This window comes from Paraburkholderia sp. BL9I2N2 (assembly GCF_004339745.1).
Taxonomy (GTDB): domain Bacteria; phylum Pseudomonadota; class Gammaproteobacteria; order Burkholderiales; family Burkholderiaceae; genus Paraburkholderia.
In genome coordinates this window covers 288,398-312,169 of sequence record NZ_SMGP01000006.1, presented here as the reverse complement: position 1 = coordinate 312,169, position 23,772 = coordinate 288,398, and the positions used below count along the sequence as shown (strand labels likewise).

Below are 23,772 nucleotides of genomic sequence, written 5' to 3'. Positions count from 1 at the left end.
GTTGTGCGTTTTGGACTCTGGATCGTTCAATCCACGGCGATTGTCAACGAGCTAGGCCACGATGTCGACTGTCTCTTCCTGGCCGGTTGCACTCACTGGGCTATCAAGCCACAAAGCTGCCGTCGACATCGAGCGAACGTGCGAATGGCCGCTGAAGGTAGTGGCTGCTGAACGCATACAGTCGGCCAATTTCCGCCGCTCGCCATCGTGGTCACGCGGTCATTCGAACGGCGGCTACGCCCAAACATCGGTCATCTGCGCGGGATTCGCGTCGGCGCATCGGCCACATTGTCGGCCAATGGCCTCCCGAGCATATGAGGCTGTCGATGCAGCGTGTCGACAGTCGCAGCACCCATCCGAGCGAACGACCGCGATTTAATTTTTCGTCTCCCGCTTTACGCTCGGGACGCACGGCAAGTGAACAGATTTCAGTTGCCGGCGACCGGCTCCCGCCGAGCATTCCTGCGTAGAACATCGGCGGGTACACCGAACGTCCGGACGAACGCGCGGCGCATGCGCTCCCTATCCATAAAGCCTGTTTCCTGTGCCACCACGTTAATCGTGTGCCGGCCTTGCTCGATCATGAACCTGGCTGCTTCCAAACGAAGCTGTTCCACGGCCTTGCCCGGCGACTGACCTGTTTCGGCCTGAAATGCGCGGCTGAACTGGCGAGGGCTGAGGTTAGCCACGTCCGCAAGCTCCTCGACAGTCAGCGGATTGCGCAGATTCCTGCGGATGTGCGCGATAACCAATTCGATCCTATCGGATTTCGGCGTCATGTCGAGCAGTGCGGAATGCTGCTTTTGCCCACCGAGCCGACGCTGATTCATGACAAGAAGTCTCGCGACCATTTTCGCGGCATCGGGGCCGAGGTCGCTATCGAGCAACGCCAACGCAAGGTCTATGCCGGCCGTCATTCCAGCCGAAGTCCAGATTGGACCGTCGTTGATGAAGATCCGGTCTTCTTCCGCAACGACTTTCGGGAACCGTGCTCTGAATTCAGACGCATGCGCCCAATGCATGGTCGCGCGCCGGCCGTCCAGAAGCCCGGCCTCGGCAAGAACGAATGCACCACTGCAAATAGAGGCTATCCGTCTTGATGCATTGGCCGAGTCTTTCACAAACGAAATCGTGGTTGCATCGGAAGACGGCATCTTCATTTCAGTTATCGAACCCACGATAACGGTGTCGAATGTCGGATCGCCAAATGCCTCCGTTTCCAATTTCATGCCACCCGAAGATTCAACGGGACCGCCGTGTTCAGACAATACATGGACGTCGTAGCACTGGCCAGCGGGAGGCATGTTTGCAATCTCGAACACCGTCAGGGCCGCAAGGCTCATCATCTGAAACCTGCGCGGCACAATGAAGCCGATCCGATGCATATCTATCCCTGCCGTCCGCAACATAAGCGTGACTGTGAATGAGCGGCCGTCCGGTCGTATTCCCGAATAGCAGGCCAATGAGCCTGGCAATGAGCGAATCGCGCTTGAGCGACGGACGTCATGAATGGTGGCAACAACGACATACATCGTAATGGCCCGAGGCGTTAAGTTACAAGCACTTCTCTCATCTGCCTCACAGCCAGCTAAAGGAACGCCATCATGTCCAAAATCATCCGGGCCGCCGCGGTTCAGATCGCGCCCATTCTCTACAGCCGGGAAGGCACGGTCGATAAGGTCATCAGGAAGATTCTGGAGCTCGGCAAGGAGGGGGTCCAGTTCGCGACTTTCCCCGAGACTGTCGTTCCGTACTACCCGTACTTCTCGTTCATCGAATCGCCATTTGCGATGGGCGCCGAGCATTACAAGCTGCTCGAGCAGGCAGTGACTGTTCCGTCACAGACGACTCAGGCCATCGGCGAAGCGGCGCGACAGGCCGCAATGGTGGTGTCGATCGGCGTAAATGAGCGCGATGGTGGCACGATCTACAACACCCAACTTCTGTTCGATGCCGACGGCACGCTGGTGCAGCGCCGCCGCAAGCTCTCACCGACTTATCACGAGCGGATGGTCTGGGGAATGGGCGACGGGTCAGGCTTGCGCGCAATCGATACCGCTGTGGGCCGCGTAGGCCAGCTTGCCTGCTGGGAGCACTATAACCCGCTGGCCCGCTATGCGCTGATGGCCGATGGCGAGGAAATCCATTCAGCCATGTATCCGGGTTCGTTCGCGGGAGATCTGTTTTCCGAGCAGATCTCCGTCAACATCCGTCAGCACGCACTGGAGGCCGGTGCCTTCGTGGTCAACGCGACCGCGTGGCTGACTCCCGAACAACAACAGCAGATTCTGCACGATACCAACACAAACCAGATTGGCCCAATCTCGAGCGGCTGTTTCACTGCAATCGTTTCGCCGGAGGGAAAGTACATGGGCGGCGAACCGCTGCGCGAAGGGGAAGGCGAGATCATTGCGGATCTGGATTTCTGGCAGATTGACAAGCGCAAACGCATGATGGACTCGCGCGGTCATTACAGCCGTCCCGACGTGCTCGGGCTGGTGATCGACCGCACGCCGAAGACACACGTGATCGAGCGGGCGTTACGCGCGCCGGGTGAAGAGCCAGCCACGCCTTTGGAAGCACTCGCGTGAGCCACACGTGGAGTCGCGCGATTTCGATGCGACCGACAAATGGAATTCAACCGGGCAATTCTGCCCCAAACGCGCAGGAGTAAAGAAAATGGACTTCAACGACGTCATGCTGGAGCGCAACGCCGACTTCGCTAACACCGCGTTCGTACCCGAACTCAAGATGATGCCATCGACGGGAACGATCGTCGTGGGCTGCGTCGATCCTCGCGTCGATCCCGCCAACGTGCTGGGCTTGAAGCAGGGCGAAGCGGCCGTGATCCGTAACGTCGGTGGCCGGGTCAACAATGCGTTGCTTGAAACACTGGCAGTGCTGAGTGTCGTCGCTAAAGCAGCGGGACGCCCCGACGGTGCGCGCAATCTCGTCCTGCTCCAGCATACCGATTGCGGGATCATCGGCTGCCACAAGCATGCGCCTGCGTTGCTCGCGAAGCATCTTGGTGTAGATGCCGCCGGGCTCGATGATCTCGCTATCACGCAGCCGTACGAGGCAGTGGCTCTCGACGTCGCAGCACTCAGGGCGCACAAGGAGCTCCCAGATAACCTGATCGTGTCGGGTCTGGTCTACGACGTCAAAACCGGCCACATCGAGACTGTCGTTCCTGCCGCACCTTTGCGCGAGTCTGCAGGTTGACGAATCTACTGGATGCAAGAGCCGGCAAAATCCCGGAGCCTCTCCTGCATACCCACCACTGTCCCATATGTCGACGAGGGAAGAGCTCAGCATGCCTCTTCCCTCCAACCTGGAGTATGAGATGAAGCATGATCTGTATCTGGTTGCGGGCGCCACAGGCGCCACGGGCGGTGCCGCGATTGACGAACTGCTATCGAAGGGCGCGCGCGTGCGAGCCCTGGTCCATCGCGACGACGAGCGCGCCTCCGCATTGCGGGCAAAAGACGTTGAAGTCGTTGTTGGCGATCTGCTGGACAGTCATGCTGTTCAAGCGGCGCTGCGAGACGTGACCGGTGCGTACTTCGTCTACCCGATCATGCAAGCGCAACTCGTCGATGCGACCGCCTATTTTGCGTACGCCGCAAAGCTCGCAGGCGTTCGCTCGATTGTCAACATGTCGCAGATTTCCGCGAGCGCGGATGCGCGCAGCCAGGCCTCGCTCGCGCACTGGTATGGCGAGCGTGTGTTCGATTGGGCCGGCATTCCGGTCACGCACTTGCGGCCGACTTTGTTTATGGAATGGCTGACCTACGGGTTTCAGCTCTCGCAAATCGCGAATCATGACTTGCTGCGCGTGCCTGCCGCTGACGGTCGCCACGCGCCGATCGCCGCCGCCGACCAAGGGCGGGTGATTGCATGCATCCTGTTAAATCCCGAGTCTCATGCGGGCAAGACATACCCATTATTCGGTGCCGAAGAACTGAATCACGAGCAGGTGGCCAAGATAGTTGGCGACGCGCTCGGCCGCCCCGTGCGCTACGAGCCGGAAAGCCTGGATTCATTCGAGGCGCGCCTCGAGCAAATCGGCTTATCGGCACATTTCATCCAGCACATTACGTCAGTGTATCGCGGTTACCAGGCGGGCGAATTCGCCGGCGCGAACGACATCGTCGAACAGCTTACCGGTCGAAAGCCGATTTCCGTGCGCGATTATGTCATCGAGAACCGCCGAATTTTTCAGCCGACAACGCAACGCTAGACCTCGACGGATGTGGCGATTGGCGACACCTCTTGCGCTGACTGCTCACTCAGATCTAAACGTCAAGTGCAAATCAGGTCGAGCGATGAGACGGCCATCGGCAGATCCAAAACTGGGAGCAGTCGTTCAGAACTTGTGAGGGTAGGCGTCAGCAAAGGGGGCGACCTGAGCCGATCGCGTCGGGCAGAGGTCGGCCATCTACAGCCGTCGGCTGGGTCGCAGACGCTGCCGTTCAAACGCCGCTTCCTCACTTGATTACGGACATTCTGGCCACAATCGTGGTCGTCGCGGTATCGGCCCGTAGGACGGCTGTTCCATCGATAGTTCAATAGTCGAAATGGCCGTCCAACTGACCGTGTCCACGCGATCCGGCGAGCGGGAGCGTCGCCAGCGCCGCAAATCGTGATCAACTCGACGGCGCATCGGGGTACTTTCCGAAAGCGGCGCCGAGCAACAGGACCGCTTCGCGAGCGCTGCCCGGTGGCAATTGTGAGGGTTGGCCCCGCAATCGGCTGGGCTGATTACACAACGCCCTTGTTTCTTTTGCTGGTTCAGTCCATCAGCGTCAAGCTATAGATCTGAGCTGAGCAGCACCGCCCCGTGGCGATTTTCACGCTCTATGTGTTCGATCGCATTGGCGAACTGGGCCAGATCGTAGTCGGCCTCAACCTCGAACTTTTCGGGCGCGCCGCGGCCGATCTCGATTGCCTCCCCTACGTCCTCTCGGCGCTGTTCGGCCGACGTGTTATGCATCCAGCGCGAAGACGACACGCCTGCGAACATGATCTCGCGAGGCACCGCGCTCATCGGGAAGATGACGGGGTCCGGTGCCATTGCGCCGTAAAGCAGCAGGGCTCCGCCGTCGCCGAGCAACGGAACAATTTCGCTCACCATCGCCCCGCCCACCGGATCCATAACGACCTGAAGCGGCCGCGCTCCAGCGGCATGGCGGACCTGGTCGAGCCAGTCCGGATCGGCCGTCGAAACCACGGGCAAATCCGGGAACCGATCTGATAGGGCCTTTGCGCCCTTTGCGCTTCGAACCGCGCCCACGACATTCAAGCCACGTCTTTGAGCCGCAATCGTTACGAAGCGCGCTACCGAAGACCCGGCAGCATTCAATAGAATCGGTATCTCACGGCCGGCGTCCGGCGCTGCGCGCTGAGCTGCCCGCAGCAACATGAGCGCGATCACAGCGTTTGGGCCCATTTGGGCTGCGATAGCATCGGGCAAATCATCCGGGATGGGTGTCACTAGCTCGGCAGGCGCCTTGAGACGCTCCGCCCATGCGCCCGGGCTCGGATTGAAGATCACTCGCATACCCGGCTTCACGCGGGCAGCATCCACTCCTTCGCCCACGGCCTCGACGATGCCCACGCCATCAGCTCCAGGGATCAGGAATCCATTTGCTGGCAGCGGGATTTGGAACATGCCTCGAACCATCATGAGATTGCCGGGATGAAGCTGCCGCTTCGTCACGCGAATCAGTACTTCGCCAAGCCCCGGTGGCGTTGGGTCAGGTAGCGTCTTCATTTCAAGAACTTTTTCCGGCTCGCCGAAGCGAGCAAAAACGATGGCTTTCATTGATTTCACTCCCGGTTGAAGGTATGGAGCGAGATTAAGCACTTTATTGCATCTTGATTAGGGGGTATTGTCTTGTTCTTGTTTCAAGCAAACGTTAGTAATTGCGTGATATATGGAGACTCTGGCAAACCTCGAATCATTCGTGAGAGCCGCGGAAGGCGGCAGCTTTGCGGAAGCTGGACGCAGGCTGGGATTGACTGCGGCCGCGGTCAGCCGAAACGTGGCGATGCTCGAACGCAACCTCGGAATACGGCTCTTTCAACGATCGACCCGCAAACTCACGCTAACAGAAGCAGGCGAACGGTTCCTCATGTCGATCGATGGAAATCTCGACGCACTCCAGGCCGCCATTGCCGAAGCGGCAGCGCAAAGCAGCGAGCCGGCGGGTGTCCTGAAAGTCAGCACGAGCCCGACATTTGGCATCATGCACATCCTGCCGTTGTTACCCCCGTTTCTGGCGAAGTACCCGCAAATCCGTCCGGAGTGGCACTTCGAAAACCGGCCTGTGGATCTGATCGCCGAGAACTACGACGCCGCAATCGGCGCCGGCTTGAATCTCGCGCCCGGGCTGGTATCACGGCCGCTCGCCCCGGTGCATGGCATCGTCGTGGCCTCGCCGGCCTTTATGTCCGGCCGGTCGCTGCCGACCGATCCGTCAGGACTCGCTGCCTACAACGGCATCGTCATGCGCTCGCCGCGCACGGGGCGAATTCGCCACTGGATGCTACGAACTGCGAACGGTATCGAGGTGCCCGGAGCGCTCAATGAAACCATCGTCGTAAATGATCCCGCCGCGATGCGCGAGGCCGCGCGTCTTGGCTTGGGAGTGACGTTGATTTCGCTATTCGATGTGCTGCCCGATCTGGAGCGCGGGGATCTGATTCGGCTGCTTCCGGACTGGCACGTCGATGCCGGCGAAATTTCGCTTTACTACGTGTCCCGGAAGCTCATTTCGGCCAAGACCCGTGTCTTCGTCGATTTTGTCGTCAATGCTTTTAATAGCGAGTCGATGAGCCACTTCAATCCATAGCAGGAACTTGTCGAGAGTTCGAGCAAAGAGAAATCGAAGACACGAGCAGATTTAGGAGGGTCGCGGGCTTTGGCCGACCCTGCCTTGACCTCGATCGCGACATCGACGGCCGATGCACGTTGGAAGCCGCCGTTGGCGTAATTCGCGACGAACGATGGTAGAGGGTCGTTTACGGCTCTGAGCGGCGCTAAGAGCATTCCTTTTGGGGTAACTGCATTCACCGAACTCGTGTGATATTTGAAATCTCTTGATTCCCGTAGTTGCGCCAGATTTCGATGATATGCCGGAAGGATGTGCAAATGCCCTTGCGGATGCCTCGGCGTGTCCAATACTTAAGCTACTTTGCATGTGCCCGCTGGAAGTTAGTGGCGAAGCCATCGGCAAGGTGAACAGACTCACAACGGAGGCTGACCATGAACCAGACAAGTTCCGCTCAAGAGCGGGGAAAAATATTCTACGAAGTGTCGGGCGAAAATTCAAAATACACGCTCCTTCACCTCCTGGACGTTGAAGATACACCGGGGCATTCGCTCGCGCTCTATGAACTGCATCGCACCTTTCCCAAGGGCGCGCTGATGTTTGCTGGCGTGAGCGCCACGGAGCAATGGCTGCGTGGCACCGTGGACACCGTCGATGGCAACGGCACCGTCATCGGCTATGGGTTCTACAACCTGGAAAATGGGTACAAGATTTTCGGCAGGTTTGACGGCATCTCACAGTCGGCAACGGGCCAGTCTCCCGATGTCCGCACGGTCATAGGAAGCACGGTGCTCACTGGCGGCACCGGAAAGATGCGTGGCATTCGCGGCATCCTTCACTTTGTGACCAACACCGACGTCTCAAAGAGCCTAAATGAGAGTAAATGCGAGGGCGAGTACTGGATGGAAAAAGAGTAAATCGGACCCTTATGGAGATAGGCGGCCTCGCGGCCGCCGCTGTCAGTTCGGAGAAGGGTCACGCCCGCTCCAACCCATCGGTCGAGGGGCGGTCACCTGTTTCGTAGCGCGGCAGTCGCTCAAATGCAGCAAGGTGTTGACGCTGGTCATCCCTTCCAGTCAAGCGATGGCGTGCGACTGCCTCAGCGCGGACCACGCTGACACGAGCGGCGAGAGTGAGCCTTTTTTGACGAATCGCGCGACACCTCCATTTGGCATCCAGGGCGGAGATCCGATCAAATGCGTTGCGATTGCGCCGCGCAGGAAAGCGGGAAAGCGACGGCCAGGATAATTTGCTCTTTGCGGCCGCTACTCTCGGGAAATGGGGGCAAGCGCGAGAGAGGGGCGCCTCGAGGGAACACTTGGGGTTGACCGTCGCTCACGTCGCAAGCAGCCGGCGATGACGGCGTTCTGGCACCACTGCGATCGGACAGGAGTCGGCCGCAGCTTATTCAATTCACGACCGGCAGCAACGGGTCGAAAGTGTGAGTTCGCTGATGTGGAAAGGTGCCGCTCCTCTGCTTCAAGCCGACAACGTCGGCAGTCCGCCGTATTGCTGACGTAGGCTCCAGTTCGCTTGAATGTCGGCAATGGCCGAATTGTGCGAATGGCTTGTCGGTTAGGTAACGGGTCCCCTGCCGTTCGCCCAACGCGTCAGGCGGAGGGTGTCGAGTGCTGGGCGGCAACCGCCACTTCGAGGCACGCCACATGGTTCAGCCGCCACCATCCGTGGCACAGTGGGCCTGCGTGTACTATTCGTGTTGAACCCAGCGGACGACTGCTACGGACGTAGCACCATGAGCTGTGTAATTGCAACTCGCCTCGAAAGCGGTCCTGGAGACGATGAGATGCGCATACTGATCGTCGATGATCATGAACTGTTCAGAGCCGGATTGGCACTGCTGCTTAGAGAGTTCTTCCCGAACATCGAGTTGCTGCACGCGAGTACGTTGTCTCAAGGCGTGAAGCATGCGCTTGGCGAACTCCTGAACATCGTATTTCTCGATCTCGATCTTCCCGATGGCCACGGTTGCGACGCGCTTGCCAAGCTGAAGGAGTCGCGGCCGTCGTTACCGGTGATCGTGATATCGGCCGATGAGAGCGTGGAAACCATCAGTCGGTGCATCGAACTTCGCGCCATGGGATACGTACCCAAGTCGTCACCTCCTGAAGCACTTCATGCAGCGATAAGCGCAGTGCTTGCCGGGGGCGTGTTCCTGCCCGCCGCCAGCATCGCTAGGCTCAGGCGTGACATGGGCACGGACGAGGCTCCGGTAAGCGGACCTGGGAATGGCCAGCCGGGCGGTGATTCGGAAAAGAGCAGCGCATCCGAGCTGGGACTGACTCCGAGAGAGTTCGAAACGTTGGCATGGCTGGTGCGCGGGCTTCCGTCCAAGGCGATTGCGCTGAGAATGGGGCTCGAAGACATTACGGTACGAAAATACGTCAGTCATTTGCTCGCGCATTTCAATCTGCGGCGCCGTACTGAACTCATCGTCATGCTAGCGGATAAAGGGATCAAACTCGGCGTCCCGCCAGTCACGGATCCCGCACATGATCGAAGCCTGTCGGCCGTTGGGCAGCAACGAGCCGACTGACTTCAGCGAGCGTGCTTTCTGGAGTGGAAGACTTCCGTAATAGCACGAACGGCTTGGCGAAATCGCGAAGTGCGTGCGGCGACACCAGTTCGCCCGTGATGAAGGCGACAGGAAGCACGCCCGCCCACGCGAAATGCTGCCTGATCCGTTCGGCAACCTCAATGCCAGTCGGGCCGTCGCGCAGCCTGATATCGGTGACGATGATGTCGGGTGCGCGGCCATCGTCGGCGAGAATCGCTTCGAATCCCTTCATTGACCCGGCGGTATCCACCAGTGCGCCCGCATTGAGGAACAACCGGCGCAGGCCCTCGAGAACGGTGGGTTCGTCGTCGCAAAGCAGGATGTATCTGCCGTTAAGGATGGACGTGCATGCGGCGTTCGCTTGATCTTTAATCTCAGTGACGGGTGCTGATTGCGATATCGGGGCGTACAGGGAAAAACGCGATCCGCGTCCTTCGACCGACGAGAAACGCATGCTGTGCTCCGGCAGAATCCCGACGATCCGATTGACGATCGACAACCCAAGTCCAAGGCCTTTCGACCGGTCGCGGCCAGGATTGTCAATCTGATAGTACTCGGCGAATATCGCATCCCGATGCGCCGGCGAGATGCCGACGCCTGTGTCCCACACGTCTATGCGTAGCCGTTCCCCGATCAGCACCCAGCCGATTACGACTCCCCCCACAGAGGTGTTCTTGATCGCATTCGATACAAGATTGGACAATGCCCGCTTTAACAGGGAGCGGTCGCTTTCGATGGCTGGAGGGTGGGACCGACGCTCGCTCTTTCTGAACGTTATGCCTCGGGACCTTGCGGGTTCAAGGTATTGCTCGAAGACCTCCATAAGCACGGCCTGCGTATCGAGCGGAGCCAGGTGCGGAACGTATGAGCCCAGTTCGCTATAGTCCTGAATATCCTTGAACATGTCGAGGAGGTCACGTGCCGTTTCCTCGATGATGTCGAGATCGTGGCTTGCGGCGTGTTCACCTTCGAGTTTTATCCTTGCGCTGCGGATAAATAGGTTGATCGCGGCGAGCGGCTGCTGAATGTCGTGGTAGGCCGATGAAAAGAATCGCTCCTTCTCTCTGACGACGTCTCTCATGCGTTCATTCTGTTGCTTGACTACGCGGGAAGCGGCGTCGACTCGCGCCTTGGCTGCGCGCAACGTCCGCCGGAACACAAATTCACGCCGGGCGGCGAGTTCAAACTGAATGCAGATGACTATGCCGGCGAGATACATGAGAGACACCGTATTCCCACGGGAAACCCAGGAAACCCAGTGAAACCTCGGCGTGAAAACAGTACTCCGTAGCCAGAGGTAAATAGCAAGACGGAAGGTTACAACGCATAGGCCGACCAACCATGCTGCCGTGATTGCGCGGAGTCGGAACGATGTGAATATCAGGAAAATGATAAGAAAATACTCGGGGAAAGTTTCCTCGAAGACCCATCTCACCGGGTAAACGTTCATCAACGCCAGTTGGGCGAACCAACAACTCAGTATCACTACGCAAAGTAGTCTGACGGACCGGCGCTCGTCAAAGGCGCGTGGTCCCCACATGAACCATAACGGCAGGGCCATACCCACGGCACCTGCGAGTCGCACATAGCCGACGTGGAGAAGAATGCTGGGATCAAGCGCGTTCAGCAGCCACCAGTCACGCCAGATAAACGCGATCCATATCAGTATGAGGCTGGCGCCAGCCAGCCTGCGTTGGCTCGCGTAGCGACGCGCATAGTCCATACGGAACGCACGCTCCATCGCCGCCGACCTGAACCTCCGTACTACGAAGCCTGACGATCTCATAGCCTGCCTGGATCCGGAAAGCCACAGTGGGCGGATAGTGCGCGACATCGAAAGGCTTTATCGGCGCACCACGGGTTAGACAGGTCCACCGTCATGGATCCCGCACGTGACGGAACCCTGCCGGCGGTCGGTCGGCAACGAGCCGACTGACTTCAGCGAGCGTGCTTTCTGGAGTGGAAGACTTCCGTAATAGCACGAACGGCTTGGCGAAATCGCGAAGTGCGTGCGGCGACACCAGTTCGCCCGTGATGAAGGCGACAGGAAGCACGCCCGCCCACGCGAAATGCTGCCTGATCCGTTCGGCAACCTCAATGCCAGTCGGGCCGTCGCGCAGCCTGATATCGGTGACGATGATGTCGGGTGCGCGGCCATCGTCGGCGAGAATCGCTTCGAATCCCTTCATTGACCCGGCGGTATCCACCAGTGCGCCCGCATTGAGGAACAACCGGCGCAGGCCCTCGAGAACGGTGGGTTCGTCGTCGCAAAGCAGGATGTATCTGCCGTTAAGGATGGACGTGCATGCGGCGTTCGCTTGATCTTTAATCTCAGTGACGGGTGCTGATTGCGATATCGGGGCGTACAGGGAAAAACGCGATCCGCGTCCTTCGACCGACGAGAAACGCATGCTGTGCTCCGGCAGAATCCCGACGATCCGATTGACGATCGACAACCCAAGTCCAAGGCCTTTCGACCGGTCGCGGCCAGGATTGTCAATCTGATAGTACTCGGCGAATATCGCATCCCGGTGCGCCGGCGAGATGCCGACGCCTGTGTCCCACACGTCTATGCGTAGCCGTTCCCCGATCTCCACCCAACCGACAACGATGCCCCCCACGGAGGTGTATTTGATCGCATTCGATATGAAATTGGACAGTGCCCGTTTGAACAAGGCCCGATCACTTTCAATAGGCGGCGGGGAGCGCCGGCGCAGGGTGAGTCTCAACTCGATGCCCCGTGATCTCGCCGGCTCGAGGTATTGCTCGAAGACCTCCGTAAGCACTGTCTGCGTATCGACTGGCGTTAGATGCGGGACGTATGAGCCCAGCTCGCTATAGTCCTGGATGTCCTTGAACATGTCGAGGATGTCGCGTGCCGTTTCCTCGATGACGTCGAGATCATGGCTTGCGGCGTGTTCATCTTCGAGTTTTATCCTTGCGCTACGGATAAAGAGGTTGATCGCGGCGAGAGGCTGCTGGATGTCGTGGTAGGCCGATGAAAAGAATCGCTCCTTCTCTCTGACGACCTCTCTCATGCGTTCATTCTGTTGCTTGACTACGCGGGACGCGGCTTCAACGCGTGTCTTGGCTGCGCGCAACGTGCGCCGGAACACAAATTCGCGCCGGGCAGCGAGTTCAAACTGAATGCAGACGCCAATACCTACGAAATACATCAGGAACACCATAGCCCCGGTGGTAAACCAGTGAGACCACGGTGTAGGAATACCGAATATGTATTGGAGCAGTTCTATAAGATTGTAGGTTGCAACGCACAGTCCGACTAACCATGCTGCCGTGATGGTACGAAGTCGGAACAGCGTGAATATCAGGAAAAGGACAACAAAAAAGCCGGGGAAAATCTCCTGTCCGACCCGGACTGGTGGGTAAACGTTCACTAACCCCAATAGGGCGAACCAGCAGCTTAGCGTCACTACGCAAAGTAATCTGACGGCCCAGCGTTCGTCAAAGGCGCGTGCTCCCCACATCAACCAGACCGGCAGGGCCATACCCACGGCACCTGCAAGTCGCACATAGCCAACGTGGAAGAGGATGCTGGAATCAAGCGTGTTCAGCAGCAACCAGTCACGGATAGCAACCGCGGTCCATATCAGTATGAGGCTGGCGCCGGCCAGCCTGCGTTGGCTTGCGTAGCGACGCGCATAGTCCGTACGGAACGCGTGCTCTACAGCCGCCGAGCCAAACTTGCGTACCAGGAAGCCCGAGAATCTCATAAGGCCGCTTGATCAGGAAAGCGCCGTACGCGGAGAGCGCGCGACGTCGAGAGGCTGTATCGGCGCGCCGCGGGTTAGACAGGTCCCCACCGAACGTGGCTAAGGGGGTACGACGGCACATGCCAGTGAAAGCGGCGCTGGTGGTCATCGGTGCGCAACGCCTTCGTGCGAAAAGACATATGAACAGAATAACAGGTCGCAATTTCTACCATCAGCCACAAATGTATCAACAAATGGGATGTGTTCCTGGCTGCACCGGAAGGTTCAGCGAGGCGCTCCGCCATCATTGAAGGCGACTAGCTGATACTTCACCAGGATCGGCTAACGGGAGTGCATACATCTTTCGTCGGCGTTGCGGGTCCGTCGCCTACACATGTGCGTTGCGACGGCGTTGCGCCTGACCAAGAATGGATAGGACAGCAACGCTGAGGGGGCATTCGTCGAGTGTACCCGGAGCGGTTGGTCATCGTGATGAGCTGAACCGGCCTTGGCTCATGCGAAAGACTGCTGTAGGTCGACATGAAGTGAACAGGCTGATTGCTCGAACTCCAAACGAACCCTCTCACGAAACCTTATAAATCAATCACCACCTGCATTACGGCTCGTGCGCGACACGCTCGATGCGCGTGGATTTCGAGCTCGCGGCACGCGAATAACGAATCGCATGAATGGAAAACTCAACGTAGCTAAAGGAATCAACATGAAATCACCACTGATAGTCGCATCCGCTGTCGTGCTGTTTGTCATGGCCGGTGTTGCGCATTCGCAAGATACACCGCAAGCCTCTCAACCCACCACGCAAGAAAACGCCGCAACACAACCCTCTGACCCGAGTGCGGGGATGGAAGCATACGGCGGTACGCCCGACACACGGGTGCAAGCCGGTGCAAAACATGCCAGACCGTGCCGGGTGGATCCACAATGCAACGTTTTTTTCGGAGGGAGCTAACAAAGATCTGACGGCGCGCGAGCCATGACTGGAAAGTACCCGATGCCCGTATCGCGAAGGGGACGAAATCCCTGGTCCGGCTTACCGAGTTCGCTGTCACTCTTTCAGGTGGCGCGCCCTGAGAGGGGAGGCGCCGCGACACGCGACCGGCGCGACGGCTTCAGGAGCAAGCGGACGGGCGTCATAACGAACATTTGGGCCGTCGCGAAGCTGGAGTTCGAAATCGCCGCGCCAGTTGCAACTGGCAGGACTTCGAAGTGGTGCGGGCCACGGCCAACTCTTCTTCGCGTCAATCAAGCCGTCGCGGGACCGCTCACATAAAACGACGTCTCGGCCGCGCGTTTGTGGAAATTCTTTCCCCGGCCGCAAGTTCGGCGTCGCTAACTCAACCCGTTGATGACGAAAAGGTGAAGAAATGAAAGTGCAACCCTCGGCTGTAACCATCGTGCTATTCCTGCTCACCGCGGCAGGCGCTGCCGACTCTCAGGAAATGCAACCGTCAGACGTCGCTAGCCCCTCATCCAGTCAGCAACCACTAAATTCATCGCAGCGGGCGACGCCGATGGACGGCGACAGTCCGTGGGACTATGGAGCCCAATCGGGCGGACGAAATGGTTACGGCAAAACCCGAGACGGTCAACCGTGCGTGGCGGGCCTGTCGTGCGATATCTATCAGGGTAGTTAACCTGGCGGCTGTGTCGCGAAAGGCCAACCGCTATCTGAAACGACCGAGACGACCCATACGATTGATAAAACAGATGCTGAATGGGGTCGAAAGTGTGAGGGCACCGATCGAGGAAGCTGCCGTCCGACTGCTCGACGCCGCCGCTGGCAGCAATCCGCCCATAGCTGACGTAGAACCGTGCCCGCTCGCACGTCTGCTATGGCCGATTATGTAAAGCCGTTGATTATGGCAAGTAGCTGGGTCAGTTTGGACAGGGCCAGTCATGCTCGGGGTCGGCGGCAGGCTACGCTGCTGGGAACTCGACATAGTTTTAGCTGTACTAAACCGCTGACGCGGTAGGGGGAGCGAAGCGGAGGTCAGTGCCTGGCGTTCGGTCAGGACGGTTGTCAGATGCCGAGCTACGGGGAAGGGACGAGCAGGCGGCCAGGAGCAGCATGGAAGTGCCCAACCGGGCATGCCATCCACTGTTCCCCGGAGGTCCGCCATGACGCTGCTCCGCCAACGCATGCTGAACGACATGCAGATCCGCAACCTTGCTGTCAACACGCAGAAGACCTATCTCCTGCAGGTTTCTAGTTTTGCCCGACACTTCCGGCGCTCACCCGAGGTGCTCGGTCCTGAAGAGATCCGTGCCTGGATTATCCACCTGACCAACGAACGCAAGCTCGCGCCCAGCCAGTGTCCAACTGGCCGTGGGCTCGCTACGCTTCCTGTACCGCATCACGCTCAGGCGGGACTGGAGTGACGAGGATTTCCCGTTGCCCAAACGGCCCGTGAAGCTGCCCGTTATCCTGAGCTTCGAGGAAGTCACGCGTTTCTTCGAGTCGATTCCCAGCCTGAAGCAGCGCGCCATCCTGATGACGGCCTATGCGGCCGGCCTGCGTGTCTCCGAAGTCGTGCATCTGAAGGTCACCGATATCGACAGCCAGCGGATGATGATCCGTGTCCGCCAGGGTAAAGGCCGCAAGGATCGCTACGTAATGCTCTCGCCGCGTCTACTCGAGGTCCTGCGACTGTACTGGCAGGACGCCCACCCGAGGGAACGGCTCTTTCCAGGCAGCATTCCGGGGCGGCCCATCAGCCGCCATGCCGTGGGCGACGCATGCCGGCTTGCACGTGAGCGCAGCGGTATCACGAAACCCGTTACACCACATTCCTTGAGGCACGCGTTCGCCACTCATCTGCTGGAAACCGGTGCCGATGTACGCAGGATCCAGCTGCTCATGGGACATCGCAGCATGGCGACCACGGCACGGTACCTGAAGCTGGCGACGAGCACCGTGTGCGCCACCACCAGTCCCTTCGAGCTGCTGCCGCATCCCGCACCCGTTCCACCCCAGCCGCCTGCGCCCGAGTACTTCTGAAGCCAGCGATGCGACCGGCGCTCGAGGTAGCGGACATCTTCCGCCGTTGCGGCCCTCACTACCGGCAGACCCATGCCGACGCCCTCAGTCGTGCCCAGCGCCGCGCGATGAGCGCCATCGAGCTGTGCCGTACCGCCGCGCTCGGCGGTCATGTCGAGGAGTGCGATGCCTGCGGCCATCAGCGCATTGCCTACGACTCGTGTCGCCATCACTGCTGTCCGAAATGCCAGTCGCTCGCCCGCGCGCAATGGCTCGAGCGCCGGCAGGCCGAACTGCTTTCCGAGGTTGAGTACTTCCATGTCGTCTTCACGCTGCCCGAACCCATTGCGACACTCGCGTACCAGAACAAGAAGACCCTCTACGATCTGCTGTTCCGCACCACCGCCCCGACGCTGCGCACCATCGCCGCCGATCCGAAACACCTGGGCGCGGAGATCGGCTTCCTCTCGGCGCTGCACACGTGGGGGCAGAATCTGCTGCACCATCCGCATGTCCACTGCGTGATACCAGGCGGCGGCATTGCCCCGGACGGCGAGCGCTGGATCGCCTGCCGATCAGGCTTCTTTCTGCCCGTGCGGGTACTCTCGCGGCTCTTCCGGCGGCTCTTTCTCGACCAGCTGCGCCGCGCGTTAGACGCCGGCGCGCTGCGCTTCCATGGCCAGCTCGAGCCGTTGCGTGATCCGCGAGCGTTCGCCGCCTGGCTCGCGCCCGCTGCTCATGCGGAGTGGGTCGTCTACGCGAAACCACCGTTTGGCGGCGCCGCACAGGTGCTCGACTACGTGGGCCGCTACACGCATCGCGTCGCCATCTCGAATAACCGGTTGCTGCGCTTTGATGGCGATTCGGTCCTGTTCCAGTAGAAGGACTACCGTCACGAAGCGCACCACAGCACCATGACGCTCACGGCCGACGAGTTCATCCGTCGCTTCCTGCTGCACGTGCTGCCCGCCGGCTTCAAGCGCATCCGCAGCTACGGATGGCTCGCCAACCGCGATCGGACAGAGCGACTTGCGACTTGCCACCTACCGGCGGCTGCTCGGCGTCGAGCCGCCCGCCGCCGCGTCACCCGTCCTTGCAGAAGACTACCGTGACCGTTACCAGCGGCTCACCGGCAAGTCACTGGCCGATTGCCCCGTGTGCGGCAAGGGCCATATGGTCCGCATTGAAGGCGCGCTGCCTGGCGACACGCCTGGCATCCTGCCGCGGGCGCCACCTGACCCGAGCCATGTGCACTGGCCGGCATCGGCACTACCCACGCGCACGTTGGTCTTCCCCTTGCGGCCAACGCGAACCGACTCGCGCTTTGGCGTCGTCGCACCATCACCGTGCCGCGAAACTCCGCATTCCTTACCAATTGACGTCCGCATTTCCGCTGTCTTCGCGCGACGGCCCCGGTCAACCGCCTGGTTCTGGCGCGCGCCACCCGTGCGCCGGGCATCACAAATCACCGCCACGATCATTCAATGCCCATAAACGCCAGCGCCTGCGGAGCGGTTTAGCACAAACATTTTTTTGATTACCGATCGCGGACTGGCCTCGACCGGTCTGTTCACGCGTCAGTAGCCGCGATCGCCAACCAAAAAAATCTCTGCTTTATGCAAAGCTTTCCATAATGCCGACGAACCGCCGTACGATTCGCAAAATCGAGAGGCCGTCGTACCGCGAACTGAGACATTCGACCAGTTGCCTCCGACACCGCTGCGTTGCCGAGCGCCTATTTGCATGGCCGGCGCCCCCGGGTCGTCGCAGCCTAGGTCCCACTGATGCGGCTGGACGGATCGCTGCGTCGCGTCTCGTTTAGGAAAACAGCGGCGAGAATTCGACGACGCCTCTGTGGCGACGCCGCAGAGGCGTGCATCGACTGCCCCGTGCGGGAGTTTTCCTGCTGGCCGAACCGAGCCGCCGGATCAGATCCGCCAGCGCCTTGCAAACGGGTGCACGGGGACGTATTACACGTAATGCCTGTTCGACCTGCTTCAGCAGTTCCATCAAACTGACTTCAGCTGCCCCTGTTCGTGCCGGCTTCCGTTTTTGCATCGACGTTTCCCCTGATTCTGCCGACTACGCGCGCTGGCGTGACAGCAGATCATCCAGCTCCAGCGACATCTGCCTTCTGGTAAAGGCGCCAGAACTTCTGCCGGACGTGTCACGTGGTGGCAACGTGAGTTTCAGCACATCGAGATGAAAAACCGCCCCCTCGCCAATCCTGACCATACCGTCATGCGCCAGCTCTGTAGCATGGCCGCTCGCCGGGGATGGGACGCTGCTCGCGACGGGCTCCGCGATGTTAGTAATGCCGGTCCGCGAGCAGCGACAGGCGACAATCCAATGCAGCGCACCGGCACGTGTACTACGCCCGAACGTTTTCATCGAGCGGATCGTCAGTAGCCAGCAGGTATTCAATGAACAGTTCTTCGCCGACGTCGATCGGCCGGAGCGTGTGGATGAAGATGCGGCCATCGTCTTCGATGGCCTCACAATTGGTTGCGCACGCATGGTTCAGCCATCGTGCGCTGTTGCCGCCGCGGCTGCCGGCGATCACGCGCACATCTGACAGACCGAAGAGGAAGGTGTGCCCCGCGACGCCTTCCCGACGGTGACGACACACGGCGTCGCGCCAGTGTGTAATTTCGCCCTTGTACTCGAGCACGCGCTCGCCTTCCGCGAGGGCGCGCATCGCGAAACCACCCTTGCCATGAATTGACGACCGTCGGACGACCAAACGCCGCATACTGTTTCCCTGACTGATATCCTCCCGGTATAAGAGCGGAAAATTTTCGCATCCACTGCGATGTGACGGGCGAATAACTACCAGGCTAGCGGACCGAGTCTTTGTGTTGAAGCCGGAACGTTGAGATATGTCGCTCAGGAACGTTAGTGAATGAGCGTCTAGTCCCATTTGTCGATCGACAACGGTGAGCCTTTTCGGGGATCGGACACGAATCCACCACATTCACAGCGTGGTTGATCAGGCCAACGACTTGCGGAACTCAACGATTCCGATTTCCCTTTCCAAGCTGCACGCTGGTACGCGGCATTGAATCCGTCATAGGAGGATCAATCCCGTCATCAAGCAGTAGCGGATCGATGACGGACCCGGGATGAGCCTTGCGCGCCTATGTAGGGGCAAACGGCAGCGCCCATCGGCGACCCGCCGTCGTATGTTGGGCCCTTTCGTACGACGCCACCGCTTATCGTGTGCGGGTCGTCAAGAAGGCGGCGATTACAGATCAGCCGCCGCATTCTGAGCCGCGTTCTACCGTGGGCCCTCCATCGGATCCGAACCACGATTTGCGGAGTGCAGGTTGGCAGCAGCCCCAATTCGTCGTTTTCTTGCAATTGCTCGACGCGCCTCCAATGCCGCCCAAGCTCAGCGTCGATCGCGTGAGGGCCTACCGCAACCGCCAGGCATCACTCACCAGGCCAGTCTTTACGCGACTGATCGCTAGTGCCCGTTGGAGAGTAGTGAAAAGAAACGGTGATTAAGAACCGACACTTAATGCTCAATCGCCCCGACACTTATTCGACTGTGCATGGTTTTGATGTGGACAAGGTCACACGACGACGCATGCAAGCGACGCAATGCCGCAGGTTTCTGAGTGTGGATGCGCTGGATACGCGCTCACCGGGCCATTCGCCCGCTGCACGGCGCATCCGGACGTGCCCGTTCCTCGCGGCAAGCGGGTCGTCGGAGAAAGCATGTGAAGGTAGAACTATCGGGGAGGCACCAGCTGCTGGCGCGCAAGCCTGAAACAAACGTCACGGTCGAGGGAAGGGTCGTTCTGCTTGATCTTGCCGGCCCGGATCTGAACCTGGCGCTCGAACTCGGCGGCAAGACCGGCGTCTCCGTCATCCGGCGCCGACCGCGCCGGGTCGGGGCATTTTGACACGCGATTTTTCAGGCTTTCGAGCCACAATTGGCCACGCGCATTTTCGCGCGTGTTGCGACGGCACTGTTTGGCGTCAGCGGCTGTACGCAGTTGCTGGCGCAGCGCAGCCTTGCTGCGCTCGTGCCGCAACCACTTGGCGAGGCCGAATGCGCCAAACAGTGCTTCCGGTAGATATCTGATTGCGGCAAGCCCTTTAAAGCTACCGTCCTTCCCGCGCTCGCAGCGTGATCGCGCCGAGGTCAACCCCGCTGCCTGCAGGTCACGCGTCGCGCGCTCCGCACGACGCATATCAAGCCCGGCTTGCCCGGCGAGAAAGCGCAGCGTCACGTTCTGCATCCCGCGTCCCACTGACGGGACACCTACGCGCATGGTCACCAGATCGAGGTATTTGAGACTCGCGCGCAGCAGTTGCACGCAGGCAACGCTTCGTTCAGTACGTTGCTGGCGTGTCGAGCCGTTTGCCCGGTTCAGACTCGGCAACCAGTCATCCGGCGCGTCGAGATAGCGTCCAAGGCGGTGCATGAGTTCGGTCAGCACACGTGGAATCCCGCCCGCCCCTGTCCTCGGAGGGGTGGGTAGCCCGGGCGGGAGTGCCGCGACACGACGAGCATGCAGGTGACCGGACATTCCGGGGCAGATGCAGCGTAGGATCAGAAAACCGGACAGCGAAACGCCCTTCGCCTGCGTCGCCTCATCGAGCGTAGTGTCGCGGACATTGCGTCAGGAATGGAAAGGAACCGTCTGGCCCCTTTGGGTAGTCGTCGATTCATGGGGTCACTCATCTTTTGCGATCAAACGCTCACCGACGACGCTTGACACCGAATGAGTAATTGCTAGAATCGACTTCAGTCACTGAAGTTGATGCATCTAGCACTTTTTCCGGTGCTGGCTGTCGTCAAGAACGACCCTCGCTGCCAGGCGAGGGTTTTTCTTTTGTGAGTTCCGTTTTGTCGTGCGCTATGCACTCCTGCTGAACATAGAAATAATTTCCAGTCGATGCGGAGTCAGTAAGCCGCTTCTCACCGTGTAGTCTCCTGTTTCGGTGACGATGCGGCCGCGGACGCATAGACCTCGTTCAACGCGTCTGCCGTACGGATCCATGGTTTCGTAGCCCGAGCCAACGATGGCGGCGGCAACTCTGGCATCTCTTCGCCCGCACGCCAGATCCATGACGGCATATCGCTGTTGTCGAGCAAGCTCGACAAGGCATCCTCGTCTTCCTGTTCCACGCCGGGCGGCTGCACATACAGCGCAACGGGCTTCGGTAACACATCAGCCAGCACCGCGCAGGCGAGCGGCTTGTTTTCCGCCAGGTTGTAACGAAGGCCCTTTACGAAGCGGCGCTTGTGCGCCGTGAGCGCATCGAGCATCAGCTTGTCGTAAGCGTGCTCGAATGGAATCCAGTTGGACGACACGACCATGAGGGCCAGCGTCTCGATCGTTGCGATCCCGGTCGGGCTCAGCCCGAACGTTGCAATGAACACGAGGTGCGCGTCTTCAATGCTGTCCCACAGTGCCAGTTCATTGGCAAAACGCTTCTGCAGTCGCCGATGCAGATCCTCACTCAGCATGAACGGAAAGTCGGGAAGGTGTTTCGCGACGATCCTGAAGCCATAGCGCGACTCCGCAATCTCCTTCACTTCTCCAATCGCGATCATCAGTTTGCGGCCTTTCCTGTTGATGGCCAGCTCTGCCATGTGAGCGATGCGGCGCTGTGTAATGCCAGCCGCATGCTCCAGCGAGAACGACTCTGGCACATACAGTGACCGCCCCAGCGGCTCCCCCCTGGACACCTTGCCGGCCGCAGCCTGCAGCAGGAATTTGCGCACGACGTACCATCTGCGCTTGCCCTCCATCGCCGGATACCAGCGATTCAGCCCAGCTTCTTCCCAGAGGTAGTGCAAGGTGCCGCGCAACGTCAGCTTTGCGCCGTCTGTGCGAACCGTGTCGGCCGCTACGCCTGAAGGTGCCGGCGCCGCTTTACCACCGGACTTCGACAGGCTGAAATCGAGCCTGAGCGTGGTAATACCATCCTCGATGTTCTCCCGAATAGCCTCACCTTTCACCTCGCCCAGTCCGGAGAGTTCCGCCGGCGGCTCGTAGGACGCACAGTCCGGCGCATGTGCACCCCCCGTATTCGGCATGCGCTTGATCACATAGTGTTCGCCGACTTTTGCGACATACATCGGGACGCCGACCGGCGTACACATGCACAGCGGCCGAACCTTCTCGCCGTGGGCATCGGCAAGATACGTCTGCAGGTCATCGGCAATAGCCGCAACAATCACGTCATCGAATCGAAACTCGCTCATGGCGTTACCTCTATCGATGTCTCTACGACTGCGTTGAAGGAAGGGTCGCGCCGATGATGATTGCATTTGCCCCGGGTTCGCCCTGCGAAGCAGGCGCTGGATTAACAGCTTCGGGAACAGCGGTTGACGGAAGAACGTCGCGCCGGAGTGCCTCGATGTAAGCAGGCACACGCACCGGATAGTCGCGCACGCCGAACCGGATCTTTGCAAGAGGCCAATCCTTGCCGTATTTCAGGTAGCCGTTCAGGTCGGGCAGGTTCGATATCTGCGACGACGTGACGACATGCTCCGACTCTCGGCGGCGCTCGCGTGTATTGATACGCCACTGTCCCTGCACGCCGATCGGATGGCGCTCCACTTCGTGCGTACCAATCATCTCGGACATGCGTCTGGTCGTCAGGGCATTGGCGCCGCCCATCGCAAGCAGGCTGCGGAAGCACGACAGCACGGCCTTCGCGGGCAGTTCGCCCAGCTGCATGTCCATCTGGACGAGATCCTGAACACCGCCAACCACACACAGGCCATGTTTGCGCCCCTTTGAGACCGCAGCCTCGAAACTGTAGAGACGGCCGAGCGAGGCGAGTTCGTCCTTGTATACCCACAGTCGCCGGTCAAAAGTCGGCGCTTCGCTGAGGATCATCGCGTAGATCAGATCGAGCCAAACCGGGATCGTCGGACCCAGCGCCGTGCGCTGGTCCTCACGCCACGTAAGCCAGATGTTCCCGCCGTTTTCATTGCTCATCCAGCGCCGGATTGAGAAATCGCCATCGGGAATGCGCCGCAGTGGCCGGATGTACCTGTTCAGCGTAAAGATGATGCTGGCCGTCGCCCGGTCTGCATCCTTAGCGAAGAACCCCACCGAATCCGTGTCTTCGAGATACTTCTGCAACACAGGGCGCTGCTCACGCACAAGCAGATCCGTCAGCGTCACCATGTCGCGCATGTCGTCCTGGTCAAGCTTGTTCATCGTGTCAGCGAGCACTGCACGCGCATACCCCGCCCACTCTTCGGCCTGATCCCCGTTCTGAGGCGGAATCGCCGAATGCGCGAGGCGTTCGAAGTCGAAGCCGTGATCGACCTCGTTGAACAGCGACCAGCCGACGCATCGAGCGTCGTACGGGTTGATCACCACATCGCCAGGCAGATAGAAACGCGACATGAGCGAACCGTTCGGATCGACCACCACCATGCGGTCATCACGGCGCAGTGCCGACGCGACCAGGCCATTGATTGCCTGACTCTTCCCGGTGCCGGGCGCGCCCACGATGATCAGGTTCTGCGTTTCCAGATCGGTCGGCATCTCGACACCACACACCGCGACTGGCGCGCGCAGTGCATCGCCATGCTTCACGGCCTGTTTGCGGTACTGGTTGTTATGTCGCGTGATCCGGTTGCTCAGCTGATGCCGGTTTTCCATCTTCGTGCCACGG

17 protein-coding genes and 2 pseudogenes are annotated in these 23,772 nt (G+C 59.7%); 11 read left to right on the top strand and 8 right to left on the bottom strand.

Annotated elements, in window-relative coordinates:
• Nucleotides 1-428 precede the first annotated feature (428 nt).
• On the bottom strand, nt 429-1,385 hold the full coding sequence (locus B0G74_RS45005) for a GlxA family transcriptional regulator (protein ID WP_132384344.1): 957 nt from the start codon (nt 1,383-1,385) through the stop codon (nt 429-431).
• A gap of 219 nt (nt 1,386-1,604) precedes the next feature.
• Between B0G74_RS45005 and B0G74_RS45000 the strand changes: the two genes are divergently transcribed.
• The 3 genes from B0G74_RS45000 to B0G74_RS44990 all read left to right on the top strand — a co-directional run bounded on the left by B0G74_RS45000 (nt 1,605) and on the right by B0G74_RS44990 (nt 4,240).
• On the top strand, nt 1,605-2,591 hold the full coding sequence (locus B0G74_RS45000) for a nitrilase-related carbon-nitrogen hydrolase (RefSeq protein ID WP_132384343.1): 987 nt from the start codon (nt 1,605-1,607) through the stop codon (nt 2,589-2,591).
• An 88-nt stretch (nt 2,592-2,679) separates the two neighbouring features.
• The gene (locus B0G74_RS44995; protein ID WP_132384342.1) at nt 2,680-3,222 is read left to right on the top strand and encodes a carbonic anhydrase; all 543 of its coding nucleotides are present in this window, start codon (nt 2,680-2,682) and stop codon (nt 3,220-3,222) included.
• A gap of 91 nt (nt 3,223-3,313) precedes the next feature.
• Nucleotides 3,314-4,240 carry an NmrA family NAD(P)-binding protein gene (locus B0G74_RS44990; protein WP_243658627.1) on the top strand — a complete coding sequence of 309 codons (927 nt, stop codon included), beginning with the start codon at nt 3,314-3,316 and terminating at the stop codon, nt 4,238-4,240.
• 570 nt (nt 4,241-4,810) lie between these two features.
• Here the strand turns inward: B0G74_RS44990 and B0G74_RS44985 are convergent.
• A complete protein-coding gene (locus B0G74_RS44985; protein ID WP_132384341.1) occupies nt 4,811-5,824 on the bottom strand; it encodes an alcohol dehydrogenase catalytic domain-containing protein in 1,014 nt (337 codons plus the stop codon).
• Nucleotides 5,825-5,936: 112 nt separating this feature from the next.
• Here B0G74_RS44985 and B0G74_RS47760 point away from each other — a divergent pair.
• The 4 genes and pseudogenes from B0G74_RS47760 to B0G74_RS44970 all read left to right on the top strand — a co-directional run.
• Nucleotides 5,937-6,113, top strand: a pseudogene (locus tag B0G74_RS47760) (LysR family transcriptional regulator); the annotation flags it as partial.
• 21 nt (nt 6,114-6,134) lie between these two features.
• Nucleotides 6,135-6,854, top strand: coding sequence for a substrate binding domain-containing protein (locus B0G74_RS44980; protein ID WP_347814534.1), 720 nt, complete (start codon nt 6,135-6,137; stop codon nt 6,852-6,854).
• Between the two features lie 413 nt (nt 6,855-7,267).
• Nucleotides 7,268-7,750, top strand: coding sequence for a hypothetical protein (locus B0G74_RS44975; RefSeq protein WP_132384339.1), 483 nt, complete (start codon nt 7,268-7,270; stop codon nt 7,748-7,750).
• Nucleotides 7,751-8,637: 887 nt separating this feature from the next.
• Nucleotides 8,638-9,387 (top strand): response regulator transcription factor, encoded by a 750-nt coding sequence (locus B0G74_RS44970; protein WP_165924068.1) that lies wholly within the window; start codon nt 8,638-8,640, stop codon nt 9,385-9,387.
• Here the strand turns inward: B0G74_RS44970 and B0G74_RS44965 are convergent.
• Nucleotides 9,329-11,131 (bottom strand): hybrid sensor histidine kinase/response regulator, encoded by a 1,803-nt coding sequence (locus tag B0G74_RS44965; RefSeq protein ID WP_165924067.1) that lies wholly within the window; start codon nt 11,129-11,131, stop codon nt 9,329-9,331. The two genes, B0G74_RS44970 and B0G74_RS44965, sit on opposite strands and share 59 nt — an antisense overlap.
• A 154-nt stretch (nt 11,132-11,285) precedes the next feature.
• Nucleotides 11,286-13,142, bottom strand: a complete 1,857-nt coding sequence (locus B0G74_RS44960; protein WP_132384336.1) for a hybrid sensor histidine kinase/response regulator — start codon at nt 13,140-13,142, stop codon at nt 11,286-11,288.
• 664 nt (nt 13,143-13,806) lie between these two features.
• On the opposite strand from B0G74_RS44960, the gene B0G74_RS44955 reads away from it, so the two are divergent.
• The 4 genes and pseudogenes from B0G74_RS44955 to B0G74_RS44945 all read left to right on the top strand — a co-directional run.
• Nucleotides 13,807-14,091, top strand: coding sequence for a hypothetical protein (locus B0G74_RS44955; protein WP_243658626.1), 285 nt, complete (start codon nt 13,807-13,809; stop codon nt 14,089-14,091).
• Nucleotides 14,092-15,260: 1,169 nt separating this feature from the next.
• Nucleotides 15,261-15,521 carry a phage integrase N-terminal SAM-like domain-containing protein gene (locus B0G74_RS47345; protein ID WP_243658625.1) on the top strand — a complete coding sequence of 87 codons (261 nt, stop codon included), beginning with the start codon at nt 15,261-15,263 and terminating at the stop codon, nt 15,519-15,521.
• A gap of 28 nt (nt 15,522-15,549) precedes the next feature.
• The gene (locus B0G74_RS44950) at nt 15,550-16,140 is read left to right on the top strand and encodes a tyrosine-type recombinase/integrase (protein WP_243658624.1); all 591 of its coding nucleotides are present in this window, start codon (nt 15,550-15,552) and stop codon (nt 16,138-16,140) included.
• Nucleotides 16,141-16,148: 8 nt separating this feature from the next.
• Nucleotides 16,149-17,364 (top strand): annotated as a pseudogene (locus tag B0G74_RS44945) (IS91 family transposase); the annotation flags it as partial.
• A 1,126-nt stretch (nt 17,365-18,490) separates the two neighbouring features.
• Here the strand turns inward: B0G74_RS44945 and B0G74_RS44940 are convergent.
• From B0G74_RS44940 to B0G74_RS44925, 4 genes are all read right to left on the bottom strand, one after another.
• Nucleotides 18,491-18,871: an SET domain-containing protein-lysine N-methyltransferase gene (locus tag B0G74_RS44940; protein ID WP_132384447.1), complete on the bottom strand. Its 381-nt coding sequence runs from the start codon at nt 18,869-18,871 to the stop codon at nt 18,491-18,493.
• A gap of 982 nt (nt 18,872-19,853) precedes the next feature.
• Nucleotides 19,854-20,657, bottom strand: coding sequence for a Crp/Fnr family transcriptional regulator (locus B0G74_RS44935; RefSeq protein ID WP_132384335.1), 804 nt, complete (start codon nt 20,655-20,657; stop codon nt 19,854-19,856).
• Between the two features lie 392 nt (nt 20,658-21,049).
• Nucleotides 21,050-22,342, bottom strand: coding sequence for a DUF1173 domain-containing protein (locus B0G74_RS44930; protein ID WP_132384334.1), 1,293 nt, complete (start codon nt 22,340-22,342; stop codon nt 21,050-21,052).
• A 22-nt stretch (nt 22,343-22,364) separates the two neighbouring features.
• Nucleotides 22,365-23,759 carry a type IV secretion system DNA-binding domain-containing protein gene (locus tag B0G74_RS44925; RefSeq protein ID WP_279388660.1) on the bottom strand — a complete coding sequence of 465 codons (1,395 nt, stop codon included), beginning with the start codon at nt 23,757-23,759 and terminating at the stop codon, nt 22,365-22,367.
• Nucleotides 23,760-23,772 lie beyond the last annotated feature (13 nt).